This is a genomic window from Rhizobium sp. SAFR-030 (genome assembly GCF_059415005.1).
On the sequence record NZ_JBPFDO010000008.1, the window covers coordinates 1 to 20,937 of the forward strand.

A 20,937-nucleotide genomic window follows, 5' to 3' on the forward strand; every position below is an offset into this window, starting at 1 on the left:
CAACAACACGAACGATACCTAAAGGCGGGTCAATTCTCGGTGGAAACGCCGGGTCAGCTCTCAGTGGAAATCAACAGACTCGAGGCACAACGCGCCTCTGAGTTGCGCATTTCGATCCCAAGAGAGCAATGTTACAGATCATTCCCCCCAATATTGTTAGGTTTGTGTGACTGGCGCGCAGGATGACAGTGCCTTAATGGCACGTTATGGTGCGTGATATCTGCCACTGGCGGATCTGGGGACTGAGGGAATACCGACGGTGCGGAATCTATCCGACTATATCAATTCAAGGGAACTGGTTGAGACCACAGATCCAGATTTCCAGAGACCCTTGTACCGCCAGAAGGGCTTCGACGGCATTGTCAGCTTCGGGGAGATCGACGCAAAGCTTTCCGCATTCCTCTTAGACGAACGTGCGAAAACTGGTTTGACCCAGAGTGATTTCGCGACCTTGGCTGGTCTCGCACGAGTGGTTTATAGCCGCTATGAACTGAACATTTCGCGCCTTACCGTATCACGAATGATCCACCTTTCCGAGCTCCTTGGTTTCCTGCCAATGCAGATGATTCATGCTGCGGCACCTCATCTTTACGGCAAAGATCCTCAAGAGGCCGATGATCGGGTTGAATTGTTCAGACTTATTCATGACCTCCCCCACGACACCATACGCAGTTTGATTGGCATAGTTGGCCAATTGACGCCAAGCGATGTTCTTGAGGCTCGACAGAAAGCGGAAGCGGAGGCTGAAGCGCAAGCTGAGGCTGAACGCCAACGATTGAACCGAAAAGCTGCGAGAGCCAGCAGGAGAGGCCGTCCGCCTGGTCGCCCACCAGGTCGCAAGTCATCTACAACCGAAACACCTACAGACGAATGAGAGCTGAAACCGGTTGTAAGTGCTGTCAATGTAGGAAGGCTGACTTCAGGCCTTTTCCATCGAGACCTCACCCTAGTGCGTCAGCACAGCCCCTCACCCTGCTTTCCGGCCTCCGTTCGTATTGGCGCGCATCAACGACATCAGCATTGGTCCGAGCCCGAACTCCCCTGCCCTCGCTCGACGCGTGAGGTCGCGGAGATATCCACCTGCCGAATTGATATGCCCTGCCCTCTCCAGGATTGCAGCCATAGCAACCGCCGCGTTCTCCGGCCCCATCACCTCACACGCTTCCTCATAAGCCGACGGGCTAACACCAAGCATTGATCGAACCACCACCGCGGCCCCCATCAGCTCGCGCCAATGGGAGATCGTCCCCCCGGGCCCGTAATCCAAAATCTGCGGGCAGGCTTTCAGGACCATCGACAGCGGGAACGCCTTCATCTGTTCCGGCTTTGCCAACGGCTGAGCAACCTCTTTGGGTGCTACTTCCAGCTCGACGGCTCCGCCCTGCTCTTTTCCAGAGCTAGGTTCAAGTTCATGGATGGATTCGGGTTTTGAATTCTGTATGTGACAGCCATTTTGAACAGCATTGCCGTCCATATTTTGAGAATCTAACTGATTTTCCAGAAGGTTGAGGATTTCGGTGCGCAAAAGCTGCATCTCGTCGAGGATTACCTCCACCTGGCGACGGTCAGGATTGCGGGGGAGTCGGCTGACAATGCCGACATACATGTTTTCGATGGCTTCCCAGTCGCCGTCGGCCCCCTCAACCATCGCGGCGGAAATTAGCTTGCGTACATCACGCCGGCAGATAGTCAGCGCTTCTTTGGCTCGTCTGAACTGCAGGCGCTCGGCAGCGACTTCCTGTGCCAGACCTGCAAGTTCCGCAGCACGAGCCAAAAGTGGAGAAAGATCGAATCCAAAAGCCTGCTCGATATCACCACCCTTGTCCCGGTGAGCGTAGCGCTTGCCGTTCGGACTATCCTTGCGCTGGATGAGCCCGGCTTCGACCAAGGCAGCCAAATGCCGCCGCAAGGTCGTTCCGGTTATGCCGTGCGCTCTGACAGACAGCTGAGCATTGGATGGAAAGACCACCAATCCACTATCGCAGTTGAGCTCGCTCTCTGGATAAAACGTCAGCAATGCGTCCAGCACAGTCAGCGCCCTGTCCTGGAGGCCAAGGGGTTCACGGGCCTCACAAGCGTCGCGAAACACTTTCCATTTTTCGACCTGGCGGCTTGGTTTCGTCTCGGACGTCTGGAGCTGCCTCTTTACAAGAGCAAGCACAGCCGGCCGCCGCCCAAAGGGCGTCGTCACATTTCCCGTCTGCATATTCCTTCACCTTTCTTCAGGCAAAAGAAATCCGCTCACCAAAACGATGCCAAAGACTCTTGACTGGGATTCATGGAAATGCGATTCTCGATCTTGCTAGGAATTGAGAGAGGCTTCCATGACGGAAACGTTTTGGGGGCCTTTTTCTTTTGTCGCGGTCTCTCCTCTTGACCAATTAACGAGTGTCTCGATCACACCTCTTTGTGAGTTGGATCTGAACGATTGTTGTATTCGCTTAGAAGATCAGGCATTCGGTCCGCGAGCCAGCGCGCGAAAGCGCGTTCCTGCTTCGGTATAGAGACCGTAGTTCCAGCCGAATTACTCTTCATGCGGCCAAAAACTCGGTCACCCACGGCGAAGTCAACAATCTCTTCAGCTGGCTCCGTAGTCACTTTGTCGGCCGCCGAACTTGCAGCACGTATCGCTTGGGCAATACGGCTGGAGCTGTCAGCGCCTCGAAACTCGACCGTGTCGATTATTTTACGAACACGTGCTGCGCTGCTCGGATCTTTCAGCAACTCGGCAAATGCGGTCCATTTCGGTCGACCAACTCCCTTTGCTCTTCCGATCGCAAGAATGATGTCTTCGGGTACCGCCTCCGTCACTCGAAAAAGATGCGATATTGCCGCTTCTGAAGCTCCCAAGATTGGGCACATGGCGCGATGGGAAAGGCCAGCACTTTTCAGCTGTACAGCCCACATTGCCTGCTCAATCCAGGTCAGGTTTTCCCGAACACCATTCTCGAGCGATTGCTCTTCAATCAACTGCCGATCGGAAAGTTCTCGAACATAGGCTCGAATCTTTATGGTCTCCGGGCGGTCCGATTCTGCCATTATGGCCTTGATCGCTGCCCATCGACGGTAACCGTATGCAAGCTGGTAATGATCCGCTTTCGTCGGATGCGGCCGAACAAGAACCGGAATTTTTTGGCCTTCACTTGCGATTGAAATCTTAAGCGCCTCGAGCTCTTTGGCCGCGTCCTCGTCGTTGCCAAAGCGATCTCTATAGGGGGAGCGGTCGATACGGTCAGGATCGAGTGAAATGACACTATCTTCTGTGAGCTGTGTCAGTGCCCGACCCACATTGGAAATGACAGGTGAAGAGTGCCGCCGCGCCAGCGAGGGCTTGTCGGACGCGTCCGACGACACAGGAGATTCCGTCCGGGTTTCGGCGGCCGCCATTCGCTGAAGGATGCTTTTCTTCATGTGCTACGTCCCCAAACTTTGTGAACGAGGTCGAGGATCTCGGAGTTAACTCGGTCAGCGCTCTCAATTGCGCGCTTCAACGCCTCACGACCGACCTCACCCGACTCAAGCTCGTATAGGGTCTTCTTCGCTACCGCTGCACCGGCGATTGCCGTCGATTCGAGCGCCTCCGCCACGAGTACATCATCACCAAACAATCGGCGCATGACTCCGGACATGTACTTCTGCGGCCCGTCATTCGGGTTCACGCGCGTGAGCAGGAAGCGGAAAAAGTCATGCTCAAATTTAGCTCCAAACTGCCCCAGCACCTCCGATAGATCGGAGATCATGATCAGGAACTGATTGCACGATGCAACGTCGAGCATCGCCGGGTGAACGGTAATGATTAAGGACGTGGCTGCATAAAGAGCAGCGAGTGTCGAGTATCCAAGGGACGGTGGGGTGTCGATGATAACGATATCGTATCGATCATCGACGCGGGCCAGGGCACTGCTTAACCGCTCGAAAAACAAACCCAGGTCATCTCTGGTTTTCGAGGTCAGATAGGACGGGGTATCAAACTCAAAGTCCATTAGCTCCAGATTGCCAGGAACTAGATCGACACCTGGGAAATAGGTTGGCCGGATCACTTCAGCGAGCGGCCGCCTCTCATTGTCATATCGAATGGCTGCATAGGCTGTCTGGTTCTCGCCGAGATCGAACTCGGGCTGAATACCAAATAGCGCAGTCATCGATGCTTGCGGATCAAGATCCAGACACAAGACCCGATAACCCTGAAGCCCTAAAAAATGTGCGAGATGGATAGAAGTGGTTGTCTTGGAACTACCACCTTTGAAATTTGCTGTAGCAATTACCTGAAGCTTTTCCCCTTTGCGACGATGCGGAAGCAGCTCGCCAGCTTCGTCAGGACGAAGTTCGGCCAGGAATCGCCTCAGTTCCTTGACCTGCTCTATCGTGTACGTTCGCCTATTGTTTTCTGCGCGCTCGGGCAAAGGCCCCTTCCCTTCCAGCGTCAACTGGCGAAGAGTACTTTCCGGAACCTTGAGTAGCCTCACTAGGTCAAGGGTTGAGAATGTCCGGCCAAATGTTTTCTGCGCAGAGGGTGGATAGACAGCTTCACGCATATCGTTCAGCTCCGCAGAGAGTTTCGAGGTGTAGACCTCGATCTTCGACGCAGTGTCTCTGACGCTCTGAAAAGCTGGCTGTAACATTCAATCCTCTTGACGGTTCTGACCACTTTAAGAGATCATTTCCGTCAGGGATGCCAGACTGACTCCGATTCTTCAAGGCGTTTTTCGTTAACAAGAAGTTAACGCATCAAGGATGCCCAACTTTACAGTTGTAAAGTTTTGGGTCGATGCGCATGAGGCCCGACAGTTTTGCTAGGGCCCCTACCCTGTAGAAGAGCTGAACCGTCGGAGATAGTCAGCGACTGCCTGAGCCTTCGCGGCGGCAGTGATGACTGCACGTGAATCCTGCTTCAGCACCTTGAGCCAGTTTTCAACGTAAGTCGCGGTGTTGTCTCGCGGATCATGCTCAATGCCAAGATCGGCGCAGACGAATGCGGCTGAGATTTCGGCAATAAGCTCTTCCATTGCGTAGGTCTCGCTCCCGAACCGCCCGCTAAGGTCACGATCAAGGCGGGATTTTGCGCCGCTCCAGTGCCCGAGCTCATGAAAAATCGTGCTGTAAAGATGAACCTCGCTGAGGAACTGACCGCGCTCCGGCATTTGGATGTCATCGGGGCCCGGCCGATAGCAGGCTTGCTTTCCGCCGTAGGCTATCTTTGCGCCTGTGGCCCGAATGAAGGTTTCGACATGGTCGATAACCGGAACCGGCTCGATCGGCGCCGCCTCGGCCGGGCTATTGAAGCGGTCAGGCAGGTTGTCGATCTGCTCGACGTTGAAGACGGTGTAGCCCTTGAGATAGGGGATTGCACGATCGTCCGCCTCCTGCTCCTTCGGCGTGAAGGTGCCGTACTTGATGACGAGTGTTCCTTGTTCGCCCTTGCGGACCTGAGCACCAAGCTCCTGAGCCTGCCGGTAAGTCATCCATGTGTTTTCGTCGTAGCCGGCGAGTTGCCCGGAGAGCCACAGCATGACCACGTTGATGCCGCGATAGGCTTCGCCGGAGGCGCGGAGCGGCGTAGCCGACCTGCGGCTGTTTCCGCGCCATGGCCGGATCCAAGGCTTGGTGCCGGCCTCGAGCTGCTGAATGATGGTGTCGGTGATCCGCTGGTAGGTGTCCTTTACGCTCTGCATCGCCGTCTCCTGTTCGTTGGTTGACGGCAAAGATCCGAAGATAGCGAAACGACCCCATGCACCCGTAGGGCCGCAACGGAGTGTAGGACCGCGCACGCGGTTGAATGGGGGAGGGGCTATCGTATTTTGTCCGTCAAATCATTCAACGGACAGGGGAGGGCGCAGAGCTCCGGCACCCCGGCCAATGACACAGCCCCTCACTGCAGCGACCGGGCCGCAGGTCAGCACTCTCGGTCGTCTTGGTCGAGGTTTCGCTGGCGATCGGCAAGCTGCTGCGCTTCGATAGCCTTAAGCTCGGCGTTAATGTGCTGCGACTGAGGCTCTTGGGCCTTTTGCTGACCTGGCTGCGATTGGGCATCTTGGACCTGTTCCGGCCGCCCCAGAGTCTTGAAATCAGATCGAGCGGTGAACTTCACCTCCTCGTCGTCGGGAGGCATCCGCTCGGGAAGGTCAGCGCGGTCAACGGCCACAATCCCCCTGTCGGTCACGAGGCTCGCCACGCGATTGTCATGCCCGAGAACCTGCCCTTCGATCACTTCGCCCGGGCGGGCCGTGCGGATGTTGTGCTCGAAAGGTTTCTCGCCAGCCAGCTCAAGATCCGACATGGCACTGCGGATCGCCTCGCGGCGGATAGGATCCATCGCATCCTGAATGAGGTGCTTCATCGCCGGAATGGACGGATCATTCGTGGTCTCAACGGATGCCTCGATCATGCGAGGTTTGGTGATGACGGTCAGATCGATGTCGTGCCCGTAGGTGCGGCCCAAGGAGACCGCCAGAGCTTCGTTTGCCCTTCCATTGCCTTCGCGAAAGGCATGAACATAGTTCAACTCAGATAGGACGTGAGCGGCCTTCTCGGCGAATTGCTCGGGTGTGGCGGCTCTAATGCCGAACAAGTCAGTTCACTAAAGGCTGGCACCGCCAGCAAGGGGGCTTTTGAAGAAAGCCTGGGGAGCGGTTCGCGCCAAAGCAATAGGCAACTTGCCTTCCGGAGGACTTGGGCCGGTGCGTACCTGGCTGATCTGATGAAGGCAGCGATCTTCTCAACACGGGACCCGATCCGCCCGAGAATGACTTCCCCTCGATCGGTGGAGGACGCCAGAGCATATCTCGCGGCACGCAGAGCGTCCCGAAAGCGACGCGCCGCGCTGTCGCGAACTCGAATCTCTTCCCGCTTCTGGCGCACCAGCTGATCAAGTTCATGGTGCCGAGCGATCAGGACACGCAGATCAATGCCGCAGGCGTCGGCAATATCTCCTTCGCCGTCACGGCTCGGGTAACGCTTGAAATTCGCACTGTCCTGCATGGTGACAAGGCCGAGGTCGTACAATCGGGAGAGAATCCGGCTTACGCGCCCTGGCGACTTGTTGATGTCATAGCCGAGCTGTCGGTTCGACTTGTAGACGATCGGCCGCCCTCCTTTGTCGAAGGCGTCTGCCTTGGCGGTCGTGATGATGGCTTCCAGCAACGCATATTCTGCGGTCGTAATCATCCCGATTGTCATCAGGTTTTTTGCAAGCACCGCAAGCTGCCCGCGCGTCACCGTTCCGATTTCCGTTGACTGCGCCAGTCGCCGGAATTCGGCTCGCTCCTTCGTCATTCTGCGACCTGTCGGCCGCTTGTGTTGTGTGGGTTCCCCCATCGTCCGTCTCCTATCAGAGGCCAGACAAAGCTCCGCCGTTCACCGAAAAGGTGTTTTGATTATTGACATCGGAGGGGAGGTCTGCGAGAACGGTTTTGGCTTATTATTACCGAACTGCAGACCGCTTCCGGATTCTTCGGGAGCGGTTTTTCTTTTCTGGGCCGGGTGTGATCTCCAAAAAGCTGTTAGAATGCGTGAGTCGGAATCGGTTACGGTTCCGCTCGTTACGATTTGTAGCCTGAGATACCGAATTGATGCAAGTTGACACATTTCCGCGCTGCTGCGCCGGTTCAGCCAACATCTGAAATCGCGCCTACATTTCAATTTGTTAGCGTGCTTTTCCGCGTCTTCCCTCTCTTCACGCTGAAATCTGGAACGTTCCCAGAGTAGGATTTACCCCCCGTTATTGTTGGGAAATTCAACCGGGTGGGGAGGAGAGTTTGAGAGGAGGGGGCGCGGGGCTCCTCTCAACAAGCGGCCTGATCTGCCGTCTTCCGATACTTTTCTGCCTCCCAGGCACCTGCGAAAGCGCCCGCATTGGCTCGATGCCAAGGCGGGCGCTAAGGTGCGATCTTGTAGCAAACTCAGCCGCGCTGAAAAGCCTCCTCAATGTAGGTCGGTGGTAGATCGAAGGCCTTTAGCGCTGTATCGAGTGCTTTTTGCACGTCATCCCAATCAACATGCTCGGGATCGTTCAGGTAGGCGTTGATTAGTTGGCAGCAGCTTTCGGCGGCAAGGGTCGGATCAGGTACGGAATCAAGCATGGCTTATCCTCTGGAATAGGGGGAGCCGGTCACGCTGGAGGACGTGACCGGCGGAAAGCAGCGGCGGGATTATTCCGCTGCCATCGGGAACGAGTGTTCGTTCTTGTCCTCTGAGGTTTCAGCCTCACCCTCTGCGTCGGGGTCAGACGCGATCCGAACGTGAGGCGGAAGCCAACCGCTGTCCTTGATGGACTTGGCGGCATACTCCGCAGCCTCGCCCTTCTTCATGTTGCCGACACCAGCGGCGAAATCCTCGCCGCGCACCTCGGCAACAACGGCTTGAATGGTCGGCCTGTTGACGTGGCTGAAATAGCTTTCCGCAGTAGTCTCAAACCAGTCACGCATGTCCACGTTCAATGCGCGGCCCATCTGGTCGGCATGTGCCAGCGCTTGGCTGCGACTGCTGAACTTCTTCTCAACCGCATTGACGGAATGGGCGGCGGCATAGGCCAGAAGCTGCAACAACTCGCTCTGCGATTGATCCATCAGCCATTCCCAAAGGTCAGCAGGATCGCCGGGAAGCCGGTGCCCATAGTTTTCCTCAAGGCTTCCCCACACCTCAAGGGCCTTGTTCTCGGCGGGACGCTTCATCGAACCGTCCACCACTTCATGAGTGACAGAGATTTCAAGCGCACTCCGGTGGCTGGGAATGCCCCATGCCGTGCGATACTGCACTTCGAGCAACATCGCGTGGACAACCGCCACAAGCGCAATGTCGGGATTGTTCGCCAGCTCGACACGAAGCGCCGTCTTCTGAGCGGTCAGGTCCTCGATTAAAGCCGCTGAATAGGTCAGCCCCGTAGATTTCGAAGCGCCGTCAGCTTCCTCGGTCGCCCCGCCTTGTTTCCCTTCCGTGGCCTCGGCCTTCTTCTTGTCCTCGTCGCGGACAAGGCCTCTCAGCACCGACAACTTGCCCCAATGGTCGATTGTGACGATTGCCCCTGCCATTGCGAGGTCTTCGCTGCGATAGGCTTCTTCGCGCTTCTGCAGGACGGCGATTTCCTGCTCGACGGCGGACAAGGCGGCCTCTGCACCTTCATCCTCCTGATCCGCATCGATCTGCGCCGCCAGTTCGTCATAACGCTCAGTCAGTGCGTCAAGCTTGGCTTGATCCTCGTCGCTGAGGTCCACGCGCCGCGGGTATGCCAGATGGCTTTGGAAGCCTCCTTCTCGGAGCTCTCAGAGGAGGTGAGTATGTCTATGTCGGAAGTGTCGGAACCGGCTTTAAACATCAGCAAGCGCGAGCGTTGCGAAAGCAGCTCGACAAGCTGAAAACGAACAAGCCGGTGATCCGCTTCAAAGGGAGACCCGGATCGCGACAGATCCAGGCCTGATCGCTGAAATTGACTTCCGGGGATGGACGTCCGACGGGAAACTGCGCCACGCCTCGTTCAAGAGCCTTCGCGACCCTGAAGACGCAGCGGCAGTATATTCGCTCGATGTTGGAAACGCCTAACCGGCAAGATTGGGCGGGGGCATGTTTCTTCTCAGAGCAGCGAGAAGCAGGTCTGGATCCCGATTGGCATCCGCCGCCAGCATGAGGTTGTCCGCAACCTCTGGAATGGAGAGGACTTCCGTCTCCTCCCAACCTCGGCGCAAGGCGTCCTCTACCAGATCCTGCAAAACAGTCTCCACCGCCATCTGACACGCCATGTAGCGGCTTTCGTCCTTTTCGGGTAGCGCTTTCGGAAAGTCGGTCATCTTCCAGCAAATATGCTTGCTGCGGGCGCCTGCAAGGCCCGCGGGTTCGGGATCACGACGGATAGGCCGCACCCTGCAGGGCAGGGTGCGGCTGTGCTTCACTGAGGCTTGTTGTCGTTTCCGGCCTTGCTGTTGAGCTCGACTTGATAGCTGAACTCGACCTTGGCGATGAGCGGAAGCATCACGGCGATGGAGAACCGAAGTTGGCCCTTATGGGATAACTTCGCGATTTGCCGGTTGATGAACTGGCGAAGGCGACGGCCGGTTTTCTGGCAGAAGGTTACGAGCGTTTTCATCAGAGGTTCCTCCTTAGTGGTTGGCGTAATCGCGAAGCTCGAATACGGCTGGAACCGCCGAGTGCATCGCGAAGCGATCGCAACGGAGCGAAGCGGAGAGGAGAACCCTTGGGGTTGCACGCCAAGGCGGGGCCTGACGTATCGTGCGCAGCATTAGATTACGTACGGCCACTAAGGAGCGGCCTGAAAACGCGGCCTTCGTAGCCCTGGCCGTCGTCTTTGCCTTCAACCGGCAAATCGTGATCCGGCCGCTAGGTCGGATCTCCATCGCCGTGATGCTGCAGCGGTGGTTGAGCTCACGTCGACGCTCATAGCCGGAAACGACAACAATCCTCAGTGAACCGTCCCGCTTGCGGGGCGCCTCCGTCGTGAGGGGGAAGGGGAGTTTGAGGGGAGGGGCCGAAGGGGGCTCCCCTTATTGCGGTCGGGTGCCGCTCGATGCGGCGCTCAAACGCTCCTAAGCCTGGGCGGCCTCGCGCTTGCGCAACAGAAACCGCTTCAGGCTCCATCCGGCTCCCAAGATGTAGGGTGGCCGCCCAAGAGAGTAGTGCCCGCTATTGAGCCGCAGCACGCTCACTCTGGCTCCGGCATTCTGCAGCCGCTTTAGTAGGCGTCCTGACAGGTCCGGCAAAACAACCGTGTCCCTCGATGCTAGGATGACATGAATTTCGAGGCTTGGCCGCGCCAGCCTGTCTGCATGGTTTTCAAGATTGAGTGGTGCCCACGCTCGTTGAAGCTGGGCAAGCGCAAGATGCGGCTCGAGGCTCTTCCGGATCGATCGGGTTGCGCGCCCGGTCCATACCATTTCGGCAAGGCTTCCTGCCGTGAGGAAGAGTGACACCCGAGAAACGGCGGCCTCATGCGCCGCGACCAGTCCGGCTATCCAGGAACCAAGACTCATCCCAAGGACAGAAACATCTCGATACCCCGCGCGCTTCAGCCAGCGGATAAGCTTGCGCCCGTCCCATACAGCCTGTCTGACGGCCTGCACCGTTCGGCCTAGATTGGCGCTGAGCATGTAATCGGCATAGAGCGAGCCCGGGCGCTGGCGCTCCAAGTGGTAAGGCATGGCGATCTCGATAACCGTGATCCCTTGCCAGGAGAGGAATCCGGCAATCTGCCGGTTCCGACTTTCGGCGTTCCAGTGATGGAAGATCACCACCGCCTGATCGCGTTTTCCGCTCTCCGTGATCCTGGCCCATACGATGTTGTTTTCCGCGACATCCGTTGAGATGTCCGAAGGGAATTTCAGCCAGCCATCCCGCAGCTCAAAGGTTTGGTCGCTTGAATCAGGCGGATCAAAGAAACCCGGATCAGCCGCGGCCGTTTCCGCGAGTACGCAAAACCCCTCTAGCGTTTCAGCCGCTCCCATGCCCGGGAATGCACGATCGGCGTCCAGAATGAGGTCCGTGGTCTCCTTGGCCTCTTCGCCGCGTTGGGCGCGGCCCTCGTCCCACCGATCGAGCCAGCTATGAAACATGGCTGTCGCCTTCCATATCGCCGGCTCGCCAGCCGGATCCAAACTCTGGATCAAATAGCCCGTATGTGGCGATCAATGCGGCGACAATCAGCAAAACCGAGAAGCCGTCAAAGGCATCGATCGTCAGATACGAGATCAGGAGCAGTCCGATCGCGGAAGACATCTTCCACAAGGGCGCTCGCAGACGTCTGTCACTGCCCAGCCGGATCGCTCCATACAGGAAGACGCTGCAGGTCGATATTGCGACGAGGAGGCTGCTGTAGTGGGTTGGCATTCGGTAGTTGGAGGTATAATCGTCGTCTTCGTAGTCGGCGAGGGCCGCCCACACATCGCGAACCATCCACGTTATGATGTCGGGTCCTTGCGAAGCAAGGTACGCGCTCTGCGCCTTCATGCAGATGGCGGCGAGCACTACGAGAACCGTGCATCTGAAGATTGCCCGCATGATCCTCAGACCGGCCTCGCTGACCTCCGGCCGCGAATCCTGCTCCGGCCGCAGCTTCGCTTGGCCGCCGAGCTTCCATAGATCGTGGACGACCGTGTGCAGCAGGATCAGGCCGGCGAACAGCAGGTAGAAGCTGAGGGACATATAGAGGTAGGCAAGGGCAGTGAACACGATGGCCGCCGGCGTCGAGATGACATCCGGACGGATGATGCCAATCGTCCCCCAGCTCGGAGCGAAGTCCTGGCTCTGCTCAAGAAGGGGGATCAGGTCGACGCCGATCCATTGAAACACCCCCGCAAATACGACGCAGATCAGGAAGACGGCCCAATAGCTATAGGAATTGGCCTGCAGATTTTGCGTCCAGGCTCCGACGCTTTGCAAGCGATCGACCTGGGCCAGAAACCTCGGGCGCCAATCATGCTTCCAGAAAACCAGAAGCTCGATGATGATAGCGAAGAACACCGGCAATAGCACCATGAACAGGAACGTCCAGTTCGGTGCCCAGAGAAAGCCAACCTGCTTCTCGATGCCGTCCTCACGAAAATAGGTAATGCTGTGGATCCCCAGGATGTAAGACAGGAACCCGAGGGCCGACGAACCCGCGAAGATCGACGCCGGCAGGTTCAAGTATGATGCGTGCGAGAAAATCGCCTCGGTCTTCTTCGCCAATCCCGATGGCCGCTCCGCCGGCTTGGGTTGAAGGTCCACCGAGACGACGGCCGTTTGGGGAGTCTGGTCAACGACTGGTGCCGGCATATCCGGCACACTCAGCGCAGTTGCAGTCGGGAGCCCGGTCTTCTTCTGATCCCGCCGTTTTGCGATCAGGTGCGCTTGCGCCGCGCTGAGCTCCTTCAGCCAATCATTCGTCGCCTCGCGATCATCGCAACCAAAGATGCGTGCAAGCCAGCGAATGTTGGCGGTGCTGATGCCCTTGTCGTTCTCCTGAAACCAAAGCTGGACCGTCCGAAGATCCACCCCGGCCCGGTTGGAGTCGATCTCTGAGATGGCATCAGCCAGCAGTTCCGGCGTCCAGGGGCCTTGCGGAAAACCATCATCGCCCAAGGGTCGACCGGCTCCTGCAGCGGCCATCTGCTTGAACAGCTCCTTGAAATCGCTTCCGTCGTTAGGCGGCGCGACAAAAATCTTACCGTTTTTTTCCAATGACTTGCAGGTCCGGATTTCGTTTCGTTTCGCATCCTATCGTGCGTTTCGTCAGGTTCAATGGTCTTAAATGCCCTCCAATGCAACTTGATCGGTGAGACATCCACCATGCTACTGTCGTTATCCAGTTCGCGTTCTTCGCATCGGGCAACAGCCACTCTGCGCACAAGCTTCGCCTCGGACGAGCTCTCGTCCAAGCACGTTAGAACAGAAACCGCAGGTAGTGCGACTGGAGAAGGGCCTTCGCTGCGTGAGTTGATCGATCAGCACACGGCAGCCGTTCAAGAGGGGAAAAAAGCGACGGCACGCCGCTTGGCAATCATCAATTACAAGCCAAAGGGCGAGGGAGAGGCTAAGCTGAAGCTGACCTATCTCGCGGCCTATCTGATCGCGACCAAAAGCACGCTTTCGGCCAAAGAAATGAGTTCATTGCTGGCGGATCGCCCGGTGCGATCAACCTCCTGAGCGAGATGATCAAGTGCCGCCAACGGCGGCTCGTATGCCGGGCGGGAGGGGAGCCGAGGGGAGCGGCATGGGCTCCCTTCGGGCGAACCGCAGCCCGCTCGATGCGGCCAGGTTCGTAACTGCCAAAATCGCAATAAAGCATCTGACAATTGTCAGCGCACAATCCTAACCGCTCGCCAAGGCTGGGCGGCGTTGGCGTTCCGGCTTCCTTTGTCATGGCGATGATGGCGTTCTGTGACAGCCCCTCGATCACATAGCCAAAACGGCGCGCGTTCTCGATGATTCAAGGCTTGGGTGCTGCTCAAGAAGCGTCCCGAACCACAGCGCTTATTCGTCGTTTTCTTCATCGGGAACCGCCTGCAGAAAGAAGGTGCGCGACGGCGGGTCATAGCCGATTACGGCGTTCTCGTCGGACTCTCCGGCGGTCTTCACGGTCACGGTATAGCGGCTCAATGGTGTTCCTCCTAATGTCGGGCCGCATCGAATGCGGCCCAGGTCCTATTTGAACAGCGGCATTGACCGCTTTTTCGCTAGGCTGGCGCGGTCGGTCTCAAAGCGATAGCCGTCCCAATCCTTCCATGCTTCCCAACCTGTCGCGGTGGCGCGTCCATACCAGACGCGCACCCTGACCTTATCGTTTGCATACGGCGCAGCTCGGCGCGGGTGTTGGTGGTGGGAAAGCCGCGGCGGTTCTGCCAAGGGGCAAGGGTGACGCCACGCGATGCCCTTTCCTCGTCCATGCCGGTTTCTGCAAACACGCGGGCGAGAATGTCGGCTTCGCTCGCCTGATCCTTCTCCATCCGGCAAATGATGACATTCGCCCGTTTCATCCGGTCAATAGACAGGGCCAGGTCTTCAATCCGCGAGGCAATGCGTTGCATGGCGGCCGGATCGTTGGAGCGGATCGGCTCGTCATCGGTTCCGTGGGGAAACGCCTTGCGCTTCACTGCCTTTTTCGCAGTCGCGATATGGGCCGAGACGTCAGCACGGCGGGCGTCTGATACTCGCATCCGCTTTTCATTGCGGGCGACGGGAAAGCGGGCAGGTCCGGTGATAAACCAGTTCATGCAACGGCCTTCCGCTGCCCAATACTTGCGGGTGATCTCGACATGACGGCGGGCAAAGGCCTCCAATTCCAGCGTCCGGCAGGGGCAGTTTTGCTTGCTCCCACAGCTCCACCATGTAGGCGGCAAAGCCGTTCAGGCGCTCTGCCAGCCCTTCCAGTTCGGACAGGGTGCGCCGCTCCGGAAAATGAGTAAGGGCATGGAAGCTATGTTCGATGTCCTTCGCCGCGATGGTGGCGGCAAAGGTTCCGGCGAGAATGGACAGGGGGCGGTCCTCGACAACAGCGATGATCATCGGACTACCCCCGCCATGACGGTTGGGTGAGTGCGGGTGATGCGGGTCTGGAACCCGATCAAAGCGCCGCCCAGGATAACCCCATCGGGGGAATGCTCGTCAGCCTCGGCAAAGACCGGATCAAGAACCGGCTTGCAGACGTTCAGGCGGGCCGCTGCTTCTTCAATGCTGATCTGCGGCGGCAGGACATGCGAGCCGTCCAGACTGGCAAGAACAATTTTTCCGGCCAATGGCTGCGGGTAGTCATCAAAGACAGTGAAAGCGGTCAAGCCGTCCCGCAAACCCTCCTCATCGACGATAAGAACGTGGTTCGTGTCGAATGGCACCACCTCGACAAGCTGGCATCCAATCAGCCCGTAGGTCTGAGAGAACGCGCTCAGTGGTGCGACCTCTGCGGCCTGAATGGTCCCGGCCTCCGGGTCCAGCAGGTAAACGGTTGCGGTTGTGGTCATAGTTCTCACCCTTTCTCCAATTCCGCGAAGCGGTCTTCTCGTGCCCCTCGTGGGCAGGAGCCCCGCTCCTGTTCCCGAGTTCGCGCGGAGCAGCGGGGGAGAGGGTGGCAAGGGGATAAAAACGGAGGGGGTTCGCCCGCCCGAGGCAAAGCCGAAGGGGCGGCGCGTTAGCGGCGATCCTGCACGAAAGCGCGGCCTTAAGGCTGCGCGAAGGAAGGACGGGGAGACCGTTTTTTCCCCTTGTGAGGGAGAGGGGGCGGCGCTCCTCTTTCCTTCATCAAAGAGACAGACAGGACGCCTCCGGCGTCACTGCTTCATCGTGACGTAGACCGGACAAATCATCCTGATGCTGATCACTGTGAGAGTTTTAGGAGAGTGGAGAGGCCCCCCGATCAGGCGGGACGGCCTCCGCAGGCATGACAGATAAGGGCTAGAGATCTGCCATGACCTGACCTGATCAGCCGGCAATATGGGTCGATCGCGCGAGGCTGTAAATGTTCCGAACCGGTTTTTGCCCAAGAGGCATGTGATGGAAGGCGAAGCCGCAGCGCGACCGATCGTCACCCGAATGGGCGGAGACAGTGCCTGCTGGCTCCGTGCCGAAGGCATAGAGCGGGGTCGCAAGGCGATGCGCCAAAGCTGCTATCCAGGGTAGACATTCGAGGCACCATCTTTAATTGTCCCTGGGGACCAACGATGAATTTCTAGTGTGGTTGATGGCAATGGCAGGTTTCGGACTCGAGCAGTGGGTAAGCTATCTCGGACTTGAACGCGTTGACGACCCAAGCAGAGATCATCCGGTTTATCGCAAACGGCTCGACGGAAAGATCATCGATCTCAGGCAACGGGATCTGCGTGTCGCGCAAAGGCTGCGTGACCTGCGAACCGATCGACAACTTGCGCAAGCCAAAGTCGCTATGCTGCTAGGGGTGAAGGAGGCTACCTACGCCCGCTACGAAAACGCCTCCTCCTTGATGACAGTCGGACGCCTGCTCCACGTTTTCGAGGTCCTGAATATTACCCCGGAAGAGTTCTTCGATCCTCTCGTCAACGAACAGCCCTCTCACTCCAAAGCCGAGTCACGCGAAGCCCTGAGAGACCAGCTGATGGGAGAAACGGTCGACCACCTGAAAAAGCTCGACGATACGACCTTGAAGATGGTGCATGACCTGGTGATCGCCATGGAGCCCCGGACGATCGGAAGGCAGTAAACGAATGGCGCGGCGAAAGCCGCGCCATGACACTCAGCGGGTTGGGTTTGGTTTCCGCCGCGCGCCGGCCGCCTTTGGCGAACAGCCGGCGCTCATGCGGCGTCCTTTCCGGCCCGTCCGGCGAAGCCATCGCTCGGATCGATCGGCGCCAGTCCGAGATCCGAGAAGGACAATGAAGAACATCGGAGCTTTCAGCATAGCGCCGCGCCTCCTTCAGGGGCGGGAAAGCGGGAATTCTCGACACGGTTTTGACGGAAGAAGGGAAGCCGCAGGAGGCTTAGCATAGCGCCGCGAAGCGGAAGCCGGGACCGACTTCCCCGCCACAACCGTTCCGCATCACCAGGCTAAAGCCTATGTCTAACCATCGGATGTGTGCCGGACCTGCCTGCATTCAGTGAAGCGTCGGGGCAAGATCCGATAGGAGCTTCACCGCGTTCTTCACGACCTTACGAAGCTTTCGCCAGTCGGGAAGGTCGCCTTTCATTGACGCGTTCTCGATCGCAGTCAGGATCCAGCCAACGCAGGCTATATCTCCGCCAGCGCGGTATTTATCCGAGCGATGGAAGCAAGCGACAATACGAGGCCGTGAGCCTTCGTCGGTTTTGGGGATCTGCGCAACCAGGTCCCGCGCTTCAATGCGAAGCGTTGCCGCCCCTTTCGGCGATTGACGCCTTTTTCTTCAGGAAATTTTGAACCGCTCGTTGGACGATTTGGAGCACAAGGGCTGTATGTTGGTGAATTCGGCTTTGGAAATAGCGCCGCACGACCCGAAGTTTCGGGAGGTCATCGCTGGCGCGCTCGATCGAATCGCGCGTTTTTCTTTTTTCGTTGCATCGATACGGGTCAGGCCGACGGCACAATCACAGCTGCAACGCGGGCGGAGACCTTGGCTCGACATCTGCTCGGCGTTTTCATGGCAGTCCGCGTCCTTGCTCGCGAGCGGCCGGAACGAGCTATGTTTGGCCTGCTGCCGGTTTATAGGACACGAGGTTAAACTAATTCTACCTTGGTTTCAAAGTCTGGGGCGGAGATAGCCCAGTGTCGAGTGGCGGCGTTTCGGATTGTAGAAGCGCTAAATGTAAACGAAGACAGCCGCCCTGACGTCGTTTCTCGTGCAATAGACCTCCGTGCTGTTCTCTCCTTTTTCAGTGATGAGAAGAAGCTTTCCATTGCGGCGTTGTCCCAGACATTTCCAGAGCGGCTCATCGAGCAGGTGATGCCGTGGTCGCCCATGATTCGCTGGAACTGCTCGTTCGTGTATTGGGTTGCTTGATCGGAGTGCTGCAGGAGCGCATCTGGTTTTCCTCGACGCCAGATCGCCATGATCAGTGCACCAGTGACGAGCTGGGCCGTCATGTTGGCATTCATCGACCAGCCGACGACAGGGCGTGAGAACAGGTCAATGACGGCCGCGACATACAGCCAGCCTTCTGCGGTCCGGATGTAAGTGAATTCGGCCAACCCTTTCTGGTTCGGCCGCTCTGCCATGAACTGACGGTCCAGCCCGTTCGGCATGATGACGCCACGGTCACCCGACATCCTTCGGCAACCCACGCCTTGGCCTAGCCCTGCGCGTATTGAAACGCATCAGCCGCTCAATACGAAGGAGAACACACGACACCCCTTCTTCCAACACGTCGTGCCACACTAGCTGGCCGCTGTCTCTGCGAACGCGCGAATTCTGAATCAATTAAGCTCTTGATAAGCATAGATTCCTTCCAGCCGCAGCATATACTCTGATAGCCAGTCGACTTTGGAATTAACGCTTATCTAAATTTTTTCAGAAAATAACTGTGGATTACTTTTATAATATTTGCTTCATTAGAAATATCGGAGAGATATGACATGCCTGTATCAGTCTTTTTAGTGAGCGACAGTACCATATTTTTGTCGGCAATGGAGCAAGCTATCCGGACTGACTTTGCGCAAATTTCCAGATGTGCTTCTCTAACTCAGGTGATGAACCTGGTCGTCGATTGGCAAGACACCGTTGCAATTGTAGATGCTGGAAACCCGAATGATGTTGTTGCACAGTTATCGGTTGCCAGTCATTGCGTGGACGTGACACGTATCATTGTCCTGATGCGCTCAAATCAGAGTTTCGAGGATTATCGCCCGATCATCAGCATGATTGGCGCCTTGTTGCCGGATGGCGCAACACTGCAGGAGATCGCGCTTGCGGCCCGCATTATCCGCCACGGTATCACTCTCCTACCGACCGCCGCCATTTCAGCGTTCTTACCCGAGGCTTCCAATGCATGCAGCAGCGGGACTTACTACGATGTGCGGTCTTTCACCGATCGGGAGCACGCGGTGCTGAGCCTGATCTCAAGGGGCGCGAGCAACAAGATCATCGCTCTGGAGCTCGACATTGCCGAAAGTACGGTCCGCGTACACGTTCGTGCGATCCTCAGGAAACTCGGCATGCAGAACCGCACCCAGGCTGCACTTTATGCAGTAGGACAGAAGGGCAGCAAGATCGGGTTGGACCTGTTTAGGCCTACAGCTAGCATGGTATCGGGATTTTTCGCCTCACTAATGCTAGATTTAAAGACGTTGTTTCCCGAGACCACCGCCAACCTCCTGATCGAGGCCGCCTACATGCTGTAGTCAGGTGACATACGTCCTCATGTTCCGCAGATCACAATCTCATCGCAACGCTTTCGCGCTTGGTGCTGTCTAATCAAGCATATCTCACAATGCTAACTTCTGAATTTCTCGGGCCGCCGAGCTTCGACTCCAAATGGCAACACGTCTACTGGCTTCCAGCCCTTTGGTGGCTCTGAGTACCAAGTTGACGCGAGATTTCGCAGCCAGCTCCGCTGACCTGCCACTGAATTTTCATCCAGCAGCGATTAGAGCCTCGGCAGTTTTAATACGCCAAATGGCGCGGTGTGAGCAACCGGCGGAAACGCGAAGCTTCCGCATTGCGTACCGTTCGAGCCGGTTGCGGTGATGATCTCGGCATAGTCTGCCTGGCTCTGGTATCCGAGCGATGAGTGCGGACGAAAGGTGTCTGGGTCCTCCGCCCATTCGGCAATGGCGCTGCGGGCATGGTCGAGGCCGAAGAACAGGCTCTCGTTGAGCAACTTGTCGCGCATGCGGCCGTTGAAACTCTCGACCTAACCGGTTTGCATCGGTCTTCCCGGTGCGATGTAGTGCCACTCGACCTCGTGATCCTTCGACCAGGCGAGGATGGCATTCAAGGTCAGTTCGGTTCCGTTGTCTGAAGCAATCACTCCGGGCTTGCCTCTTCGCTCGACACGCGCCGTCAGTTCCCTCGCGACACGGCGACCTGATATCGATGTGTCAGGGATCGCCGCCAAGCATTCGCGCGTGACATCATCGACCACATTAAGGATGCGGAAGCGTTTGCCGCAGGCCAACTGATCGTGGACGAAATCCAGTGACCAGCGAGCATTCGCCTTTGCTTCGACGAGGATCGGAGCACGGGTGCCGACAGCACGACGCCTGGCGTTCCGCTTGCGCACGGGAAGACCTTCCTCGCGATGCAGCCGATAGATGCGATTGACCGCAGAAGGCTCTCCGTCTCGCCGAAGCAGAATGAACCGTCGTCGCTCTTTGGCCAGATCGCGCAATTTTTCTCGCAACTCGGCCTCAGGCGGTCGAGAGGATCGATCGCGGATCGTCTTTCGATCTGCGGAGGCCCGCCGTTCCGAAAGCCCCCATCTCGGCTTTATGATGCGCGACGGCTTCCCACTGGGTGTGGGGCCCTACCATTTTTTGAAAGTAGCTCGCGAAGCGCGGCAACATCCAACATTTGTTCGGCCAACAACTTCTTCAGCTTGGCATCCTCGTCCTCAGCCCCTTCGAACGTTTGGCCTCTGACACTTCCATGCCGCCATCTTTGGCCTTCCAATTCTAATAGGTCGCCTCGGGAATCCCGCGCTTGCGGCAAAGATCAGCCGCCTTAACGTCAGCCTCTTGCTCCTTCAGCACCCCAATAATCTACTCTTCCGTAAATCTCCTTTTTCATAAGTCCGTCCTCGCTGGGCCGGACGCTAATCCAATCTGGAGGAAATTCCAGTGGCAGGTCAAAACGCCACGAACGCCTCCACTCAGCTCAATCCTATTGTCGTGAAAGACGAAGTCACCTGCTTCGAACCGAACATGACGTTCTGTCGAGATCATGCGCGTTTCGTTTAGGCGTTAATCATCTGTTACCTCAATTAAACCAGCACCCCAGCCTTATGAGCTGTTTGGGTTTTGCTTCCTCTCAAGCAAAATCTTGTCAGGGACAGGCATGCGCGACTGCTGCTGTCATCACT

Annotated in this window: 19 protein-coding genes and 4 pseudogenes; 5 read left to right on the forward strand and 18 right to left on the reverse strand. The window is 57.3% G+C overall.

The window, feature by feature from the left end; all coding sequences use genetic code 11:
- Nucleotides 1-331: 331 nt before the first annotated feature.
- A complete protein-coding gene (locus ACR65N_RS20855; RefSeq protein WP_302079820.1) occupies nt 332-874 on the forward strand; it encodes a helix-turn-helix domain-containing protein in 543 nt (180 codons plus the stop codon).
- Nucleotides 875-967: 93 nt separating this feature from the next.
- Here ACR65N_RS20855 and repC read toward each other — a convergent pair whose 3' ends face one another.
- The 8 genes and pseudogenes from repC to ACR65N_RS20895 all read right to left on the reverse strand — a co-directional run bounded on the left by repC (nt 968) and on the right by ACR65N_RS20895 (nt 9,209).
- The gene (repC, locus tag ACR65N_RS20860) at nt 968-2,206 is read right to left on the reverse strand and encodes a plasmid replication protein RepC (RefSeq protein WP_440458576.1); all 1,239 of its coding nucleotides are present in this window, start codon (nt 2,204-2,206) and stop codon (nt 968-970) included.
- A 191-nt stretch (nt 2,207-2,397) separates the two neighbouring features.
- Complete coding sequence (gene repB, locus ACR65N_RS20865; RefSeq protein WP_145162306.1) at nt 2,398-3,411, reverse strand: plasmid partitioning protein RepB; 1,014 nt, start codon at nt 3,409-3,411, stop codon at nt 2,398-2,400.
- Nucleotides 3,408-4,622: a plasmid partitioning protein RepA gene (gene repA, locus ACR65N_RS20870; protein ID WP_440458577.1), complete on the reverse strand. Its 1,215-nt coding sequence runs from the start codon at nt 4,620-4,622 to the stop codon at nt 3,408-3,410. The genes repB and repA overlap by 4 nt, the downstream gene beginning before the upstream one ends.
- Before the next feature lie 180 nt (nt 4,623-4,802).
- Nucleotides 4,803-5,672, reverse strand: a complete 870-nt coding sequence (locus tag ACR65N_RS20875; protein WP_440458578.1) for an ArdC family protein — start codon at nt 5,670-5,672, stop codon at nt 4,803-4,805.
- A 221-nt stretch (nt 5,673-5,893) separates the two neighbouring features.
- Nucleotides 5,894-6,550: pseudogene (locus ACR65N_RS20880) on the reverse strand (Fic family protein); the annotation flags it as partial.
- Nucleotides 6,499-7,314: a helix-turn-helix domain-containing protein gene (locus ACR65N_RS20885; RefSeq protein WP_440458579.1), complete on the reverse strand. Its 816-nt coding sequence runs from the start codon at nt 7,312-7,314 to the stop codon at nt 6,499-6,501. The gene ACR65N_RS20885 and the pseudogene ACR65N_RS20880, both read right to left, overlap by 52 nt.
- Nucleotides 7,315-7,898: 584 nt before the next feature.
- Complete coding sequence (locus ACR65N_RS20890; protein WP_234614022.1) at nt 7,899-8,078, reverse strand: hypothetical protein; 180 nt, start codon at nt 8,076-8,078, stop codon at nt 7,899-7,901.
- A 69-nt stretch (nt 8,079-8,147) separates the two neighbouring features.
- A complete protein-coding gene (locus tag ACR65N_RS20895; RefSeq protein WP_440458580.1) occupies nt 8,148-9,209 on the reverse strand; it encodes a hypothetical protein in 1,062 nt (353 codons plus the stop codon).
- Nucleotides 9,210-9,220: 11 nt separating this feature from the next.
- Between ACR65N_RS20895 and ACR65N_RS20900 the strand changes: the two are divergent.
- Nucleotides 9,221-9,534, forward strand: a pseudogene (locus ACR65N_RS20900) (ATP dependent DNA ligase).
- Here the strand turns inward: ACR65N_RS20900 and ACR65N_RS20905 are convergent.
- From ACR65N_RS20905 to ACR65N_RS20920, 4 genes are all read right to left on the reverse strand, one after another.
- The gene (locus ACR65N_RS20905; protein WP_440458581.1) at nt 9,531-9,779 is read right to left on the reverse strand and encodes a hypothetical protein; all 249 of its coding nucleotides are present in this window, start codon (nt 9,777-9,779) and stop codon (nt 9,531-9,533) included. The pseudogene ACR65N_RS20900 and the gene ACR65N_RS20905 overlap by 4 nt on opposite strands.
- A gap of 98 nt (nt 9,780-9,877) precedes the next feature.
- Nucleotides 9,878-10,075 (reverse strand): hypothetical protein, encoded by a 198-nt coding sequence (locus ACR65N_RS20910; RefSeq protein ID WP_052642493.1) that lies wholly within the window; start codon nt 10,073-10,075, stop codon nt 9,878-9,880.
- 457 nt (nt 10,076-10,532) lie between these two features.
- Nucleotides 10,533-11,555 (reverse strand): alpha/beta fold hydrolase, encoded by a 1,023-nt coding sequence (locus tag ACR65N_RS20915; protein WP_440458582.1) that lies wholly within the window; start codon nt 11,553-11,555, stop codon nt 10,533-10,535.
- Nucleotides 11,545-13,161 (reverse strand): RcgA family putative transporter, encoded by a 1,617-nt coding sequence (locus ACR65N_RS20920; RefSeq protein WP_440458583.1) that lies wholly within the window; start codon nt 13,159-13,161, stop codon nt 11,545-11,547. Before ACR65N_RS20920 ends, ACR65N_RS20915 begins: the two co-directional genes overlap by 11 nt.
- Before the next feature lie 255 nt (nt 13,162-13,416).
- On the opposite strand from ACR65N_RS20920, the gene ACR65N_RS20925 reads away from it, so the two are divergent.
- The gene (locus ACR65N_RS20925) at nt 13,417-13,626 is read left to right on the forward strand and encodes a hypothetical protein (RefSeq protein ID WP_440458584.1); all 210 of its coding nucleotides are present in this window, start codon (nt 13,417-13,419) and stop codon (nt 13,624-13,626) included.
- 327 nt (nt 13,627-13,953) lie between these two features.
- On the opposite strand, the gene ACR65N_RS20930 is transcribed toward ACR65N_RS20925, so the two are convergent.
- From ACR65N_RS20930 to ACR65N_RS20945, 4 genes are all read right to left on the reverse strand, one after another.
- Entirely contained in the window at nt 13,954-14,079 is a 126-nt protein-coding gene (locus ACR65N_RS20930) for a hypothetical protein (protein ID WP_440458585.1), read from the reverse strand.
- 77 nt (nt 14,080-14,156) lie between these two features.
- Nucleotides 14,157-14,693: a hypothetical protein gene (locus ACR65N_RS20935; RefSeq protein WP_440458586.1), complete on the reverse strand. Its 537-nt coding sequence runs from the start codon at nt 14,691-14,693 to the stop codon at nt 14,157-14,159.
- A complete protein-coding gene (locus ACR65N_RS20940) occupies nt 14,644-14,985 on the reverse strand; it encodes a hypothetical protein (protein ID WP_440458587.1) in 342 nt (113 codons plus the stop codon). The genes ACR65N_RS20935 and ACR65N_RS20940 overlap by 50 nt, the downstream gene beginning before the upstream one ends.
- Nucleotides 14,982-15,437 carry a DUF3846 domain-containing protein gene (locus ACR65N_RS20945; protein WP_440458588.1) on the reverse strand — a complete coding sequence of 152 codons (456 nt, stop codon included), beginning with the start codon at nt 15,435-15,437 and terminating at the stop codon, nt 14,982-14,984. The genes ACR65N_RS20940 and ACR65N_RS20945 overlap by 4 nt, the downstream gene beginning before the upstream one ends.
- Before the next feature lie 716 nt (nt 15,438-16,153).
- On the opposite strand from ACR65N_RS20945, the gene ACR65N_RS20950 reads away from it, so the two are divergent.
- Nucleotides 16,154-16,648: a helix-turn-helix domain-containing protein gene (locus ACR65N_RS20950; RefSeq protein WP_440458589.1), complete on the forward strand. Its 495-nt coding sequence runs from the start codon at nt 16,154-16,156 to the stop codon at nt 16,646-16,648.
- A gap of 990 nt (nt 16,649-17,638) precedes the next feature.
- Here the strand turns inward: ACR65N_RS20950 and ACR65N_RS20955 are convergent.
- A pseudogene (locus ACR65N_RS20955) lies at nt 17,639-18,296 on the reverse strand (IS3 family transposase); the annotation flags it as partial.
- Between the two features lie 197 nt (nt 18,297-18,493).
- Between ACR65N_RS20955 and ACR65N_RS20960 the strand changes: the two are divergent.
- The gene (locus ACR65N_RS20960) at nt 18,494-19,258 is read left to right on the forward strand and encodes a LuxR C-terminal-related transcriptional regulator (RefSeq protein WP_440458590.1); all 765 of its coding nucleotides are present in this window, start codon (nt 18,494-18,496) and stop codon (nt 19,256-19,258) included.
- A 231-nt stretch (nt 19,259-19,489) separates the two neighbouring features.
- On the opposite strand, the pseudogene ACR65N_RS20965 reads toward ACR65N_RS20960, so the two are convergent.
- Nucleotides 19,490-20,617 (reverse strand): annotated as a pseudogene (locus tag ACR65N_RS20965) (IS3 family transposase).
- Nucleotides 20,618-20,937 lie beyond the last annotated feature (320 nt).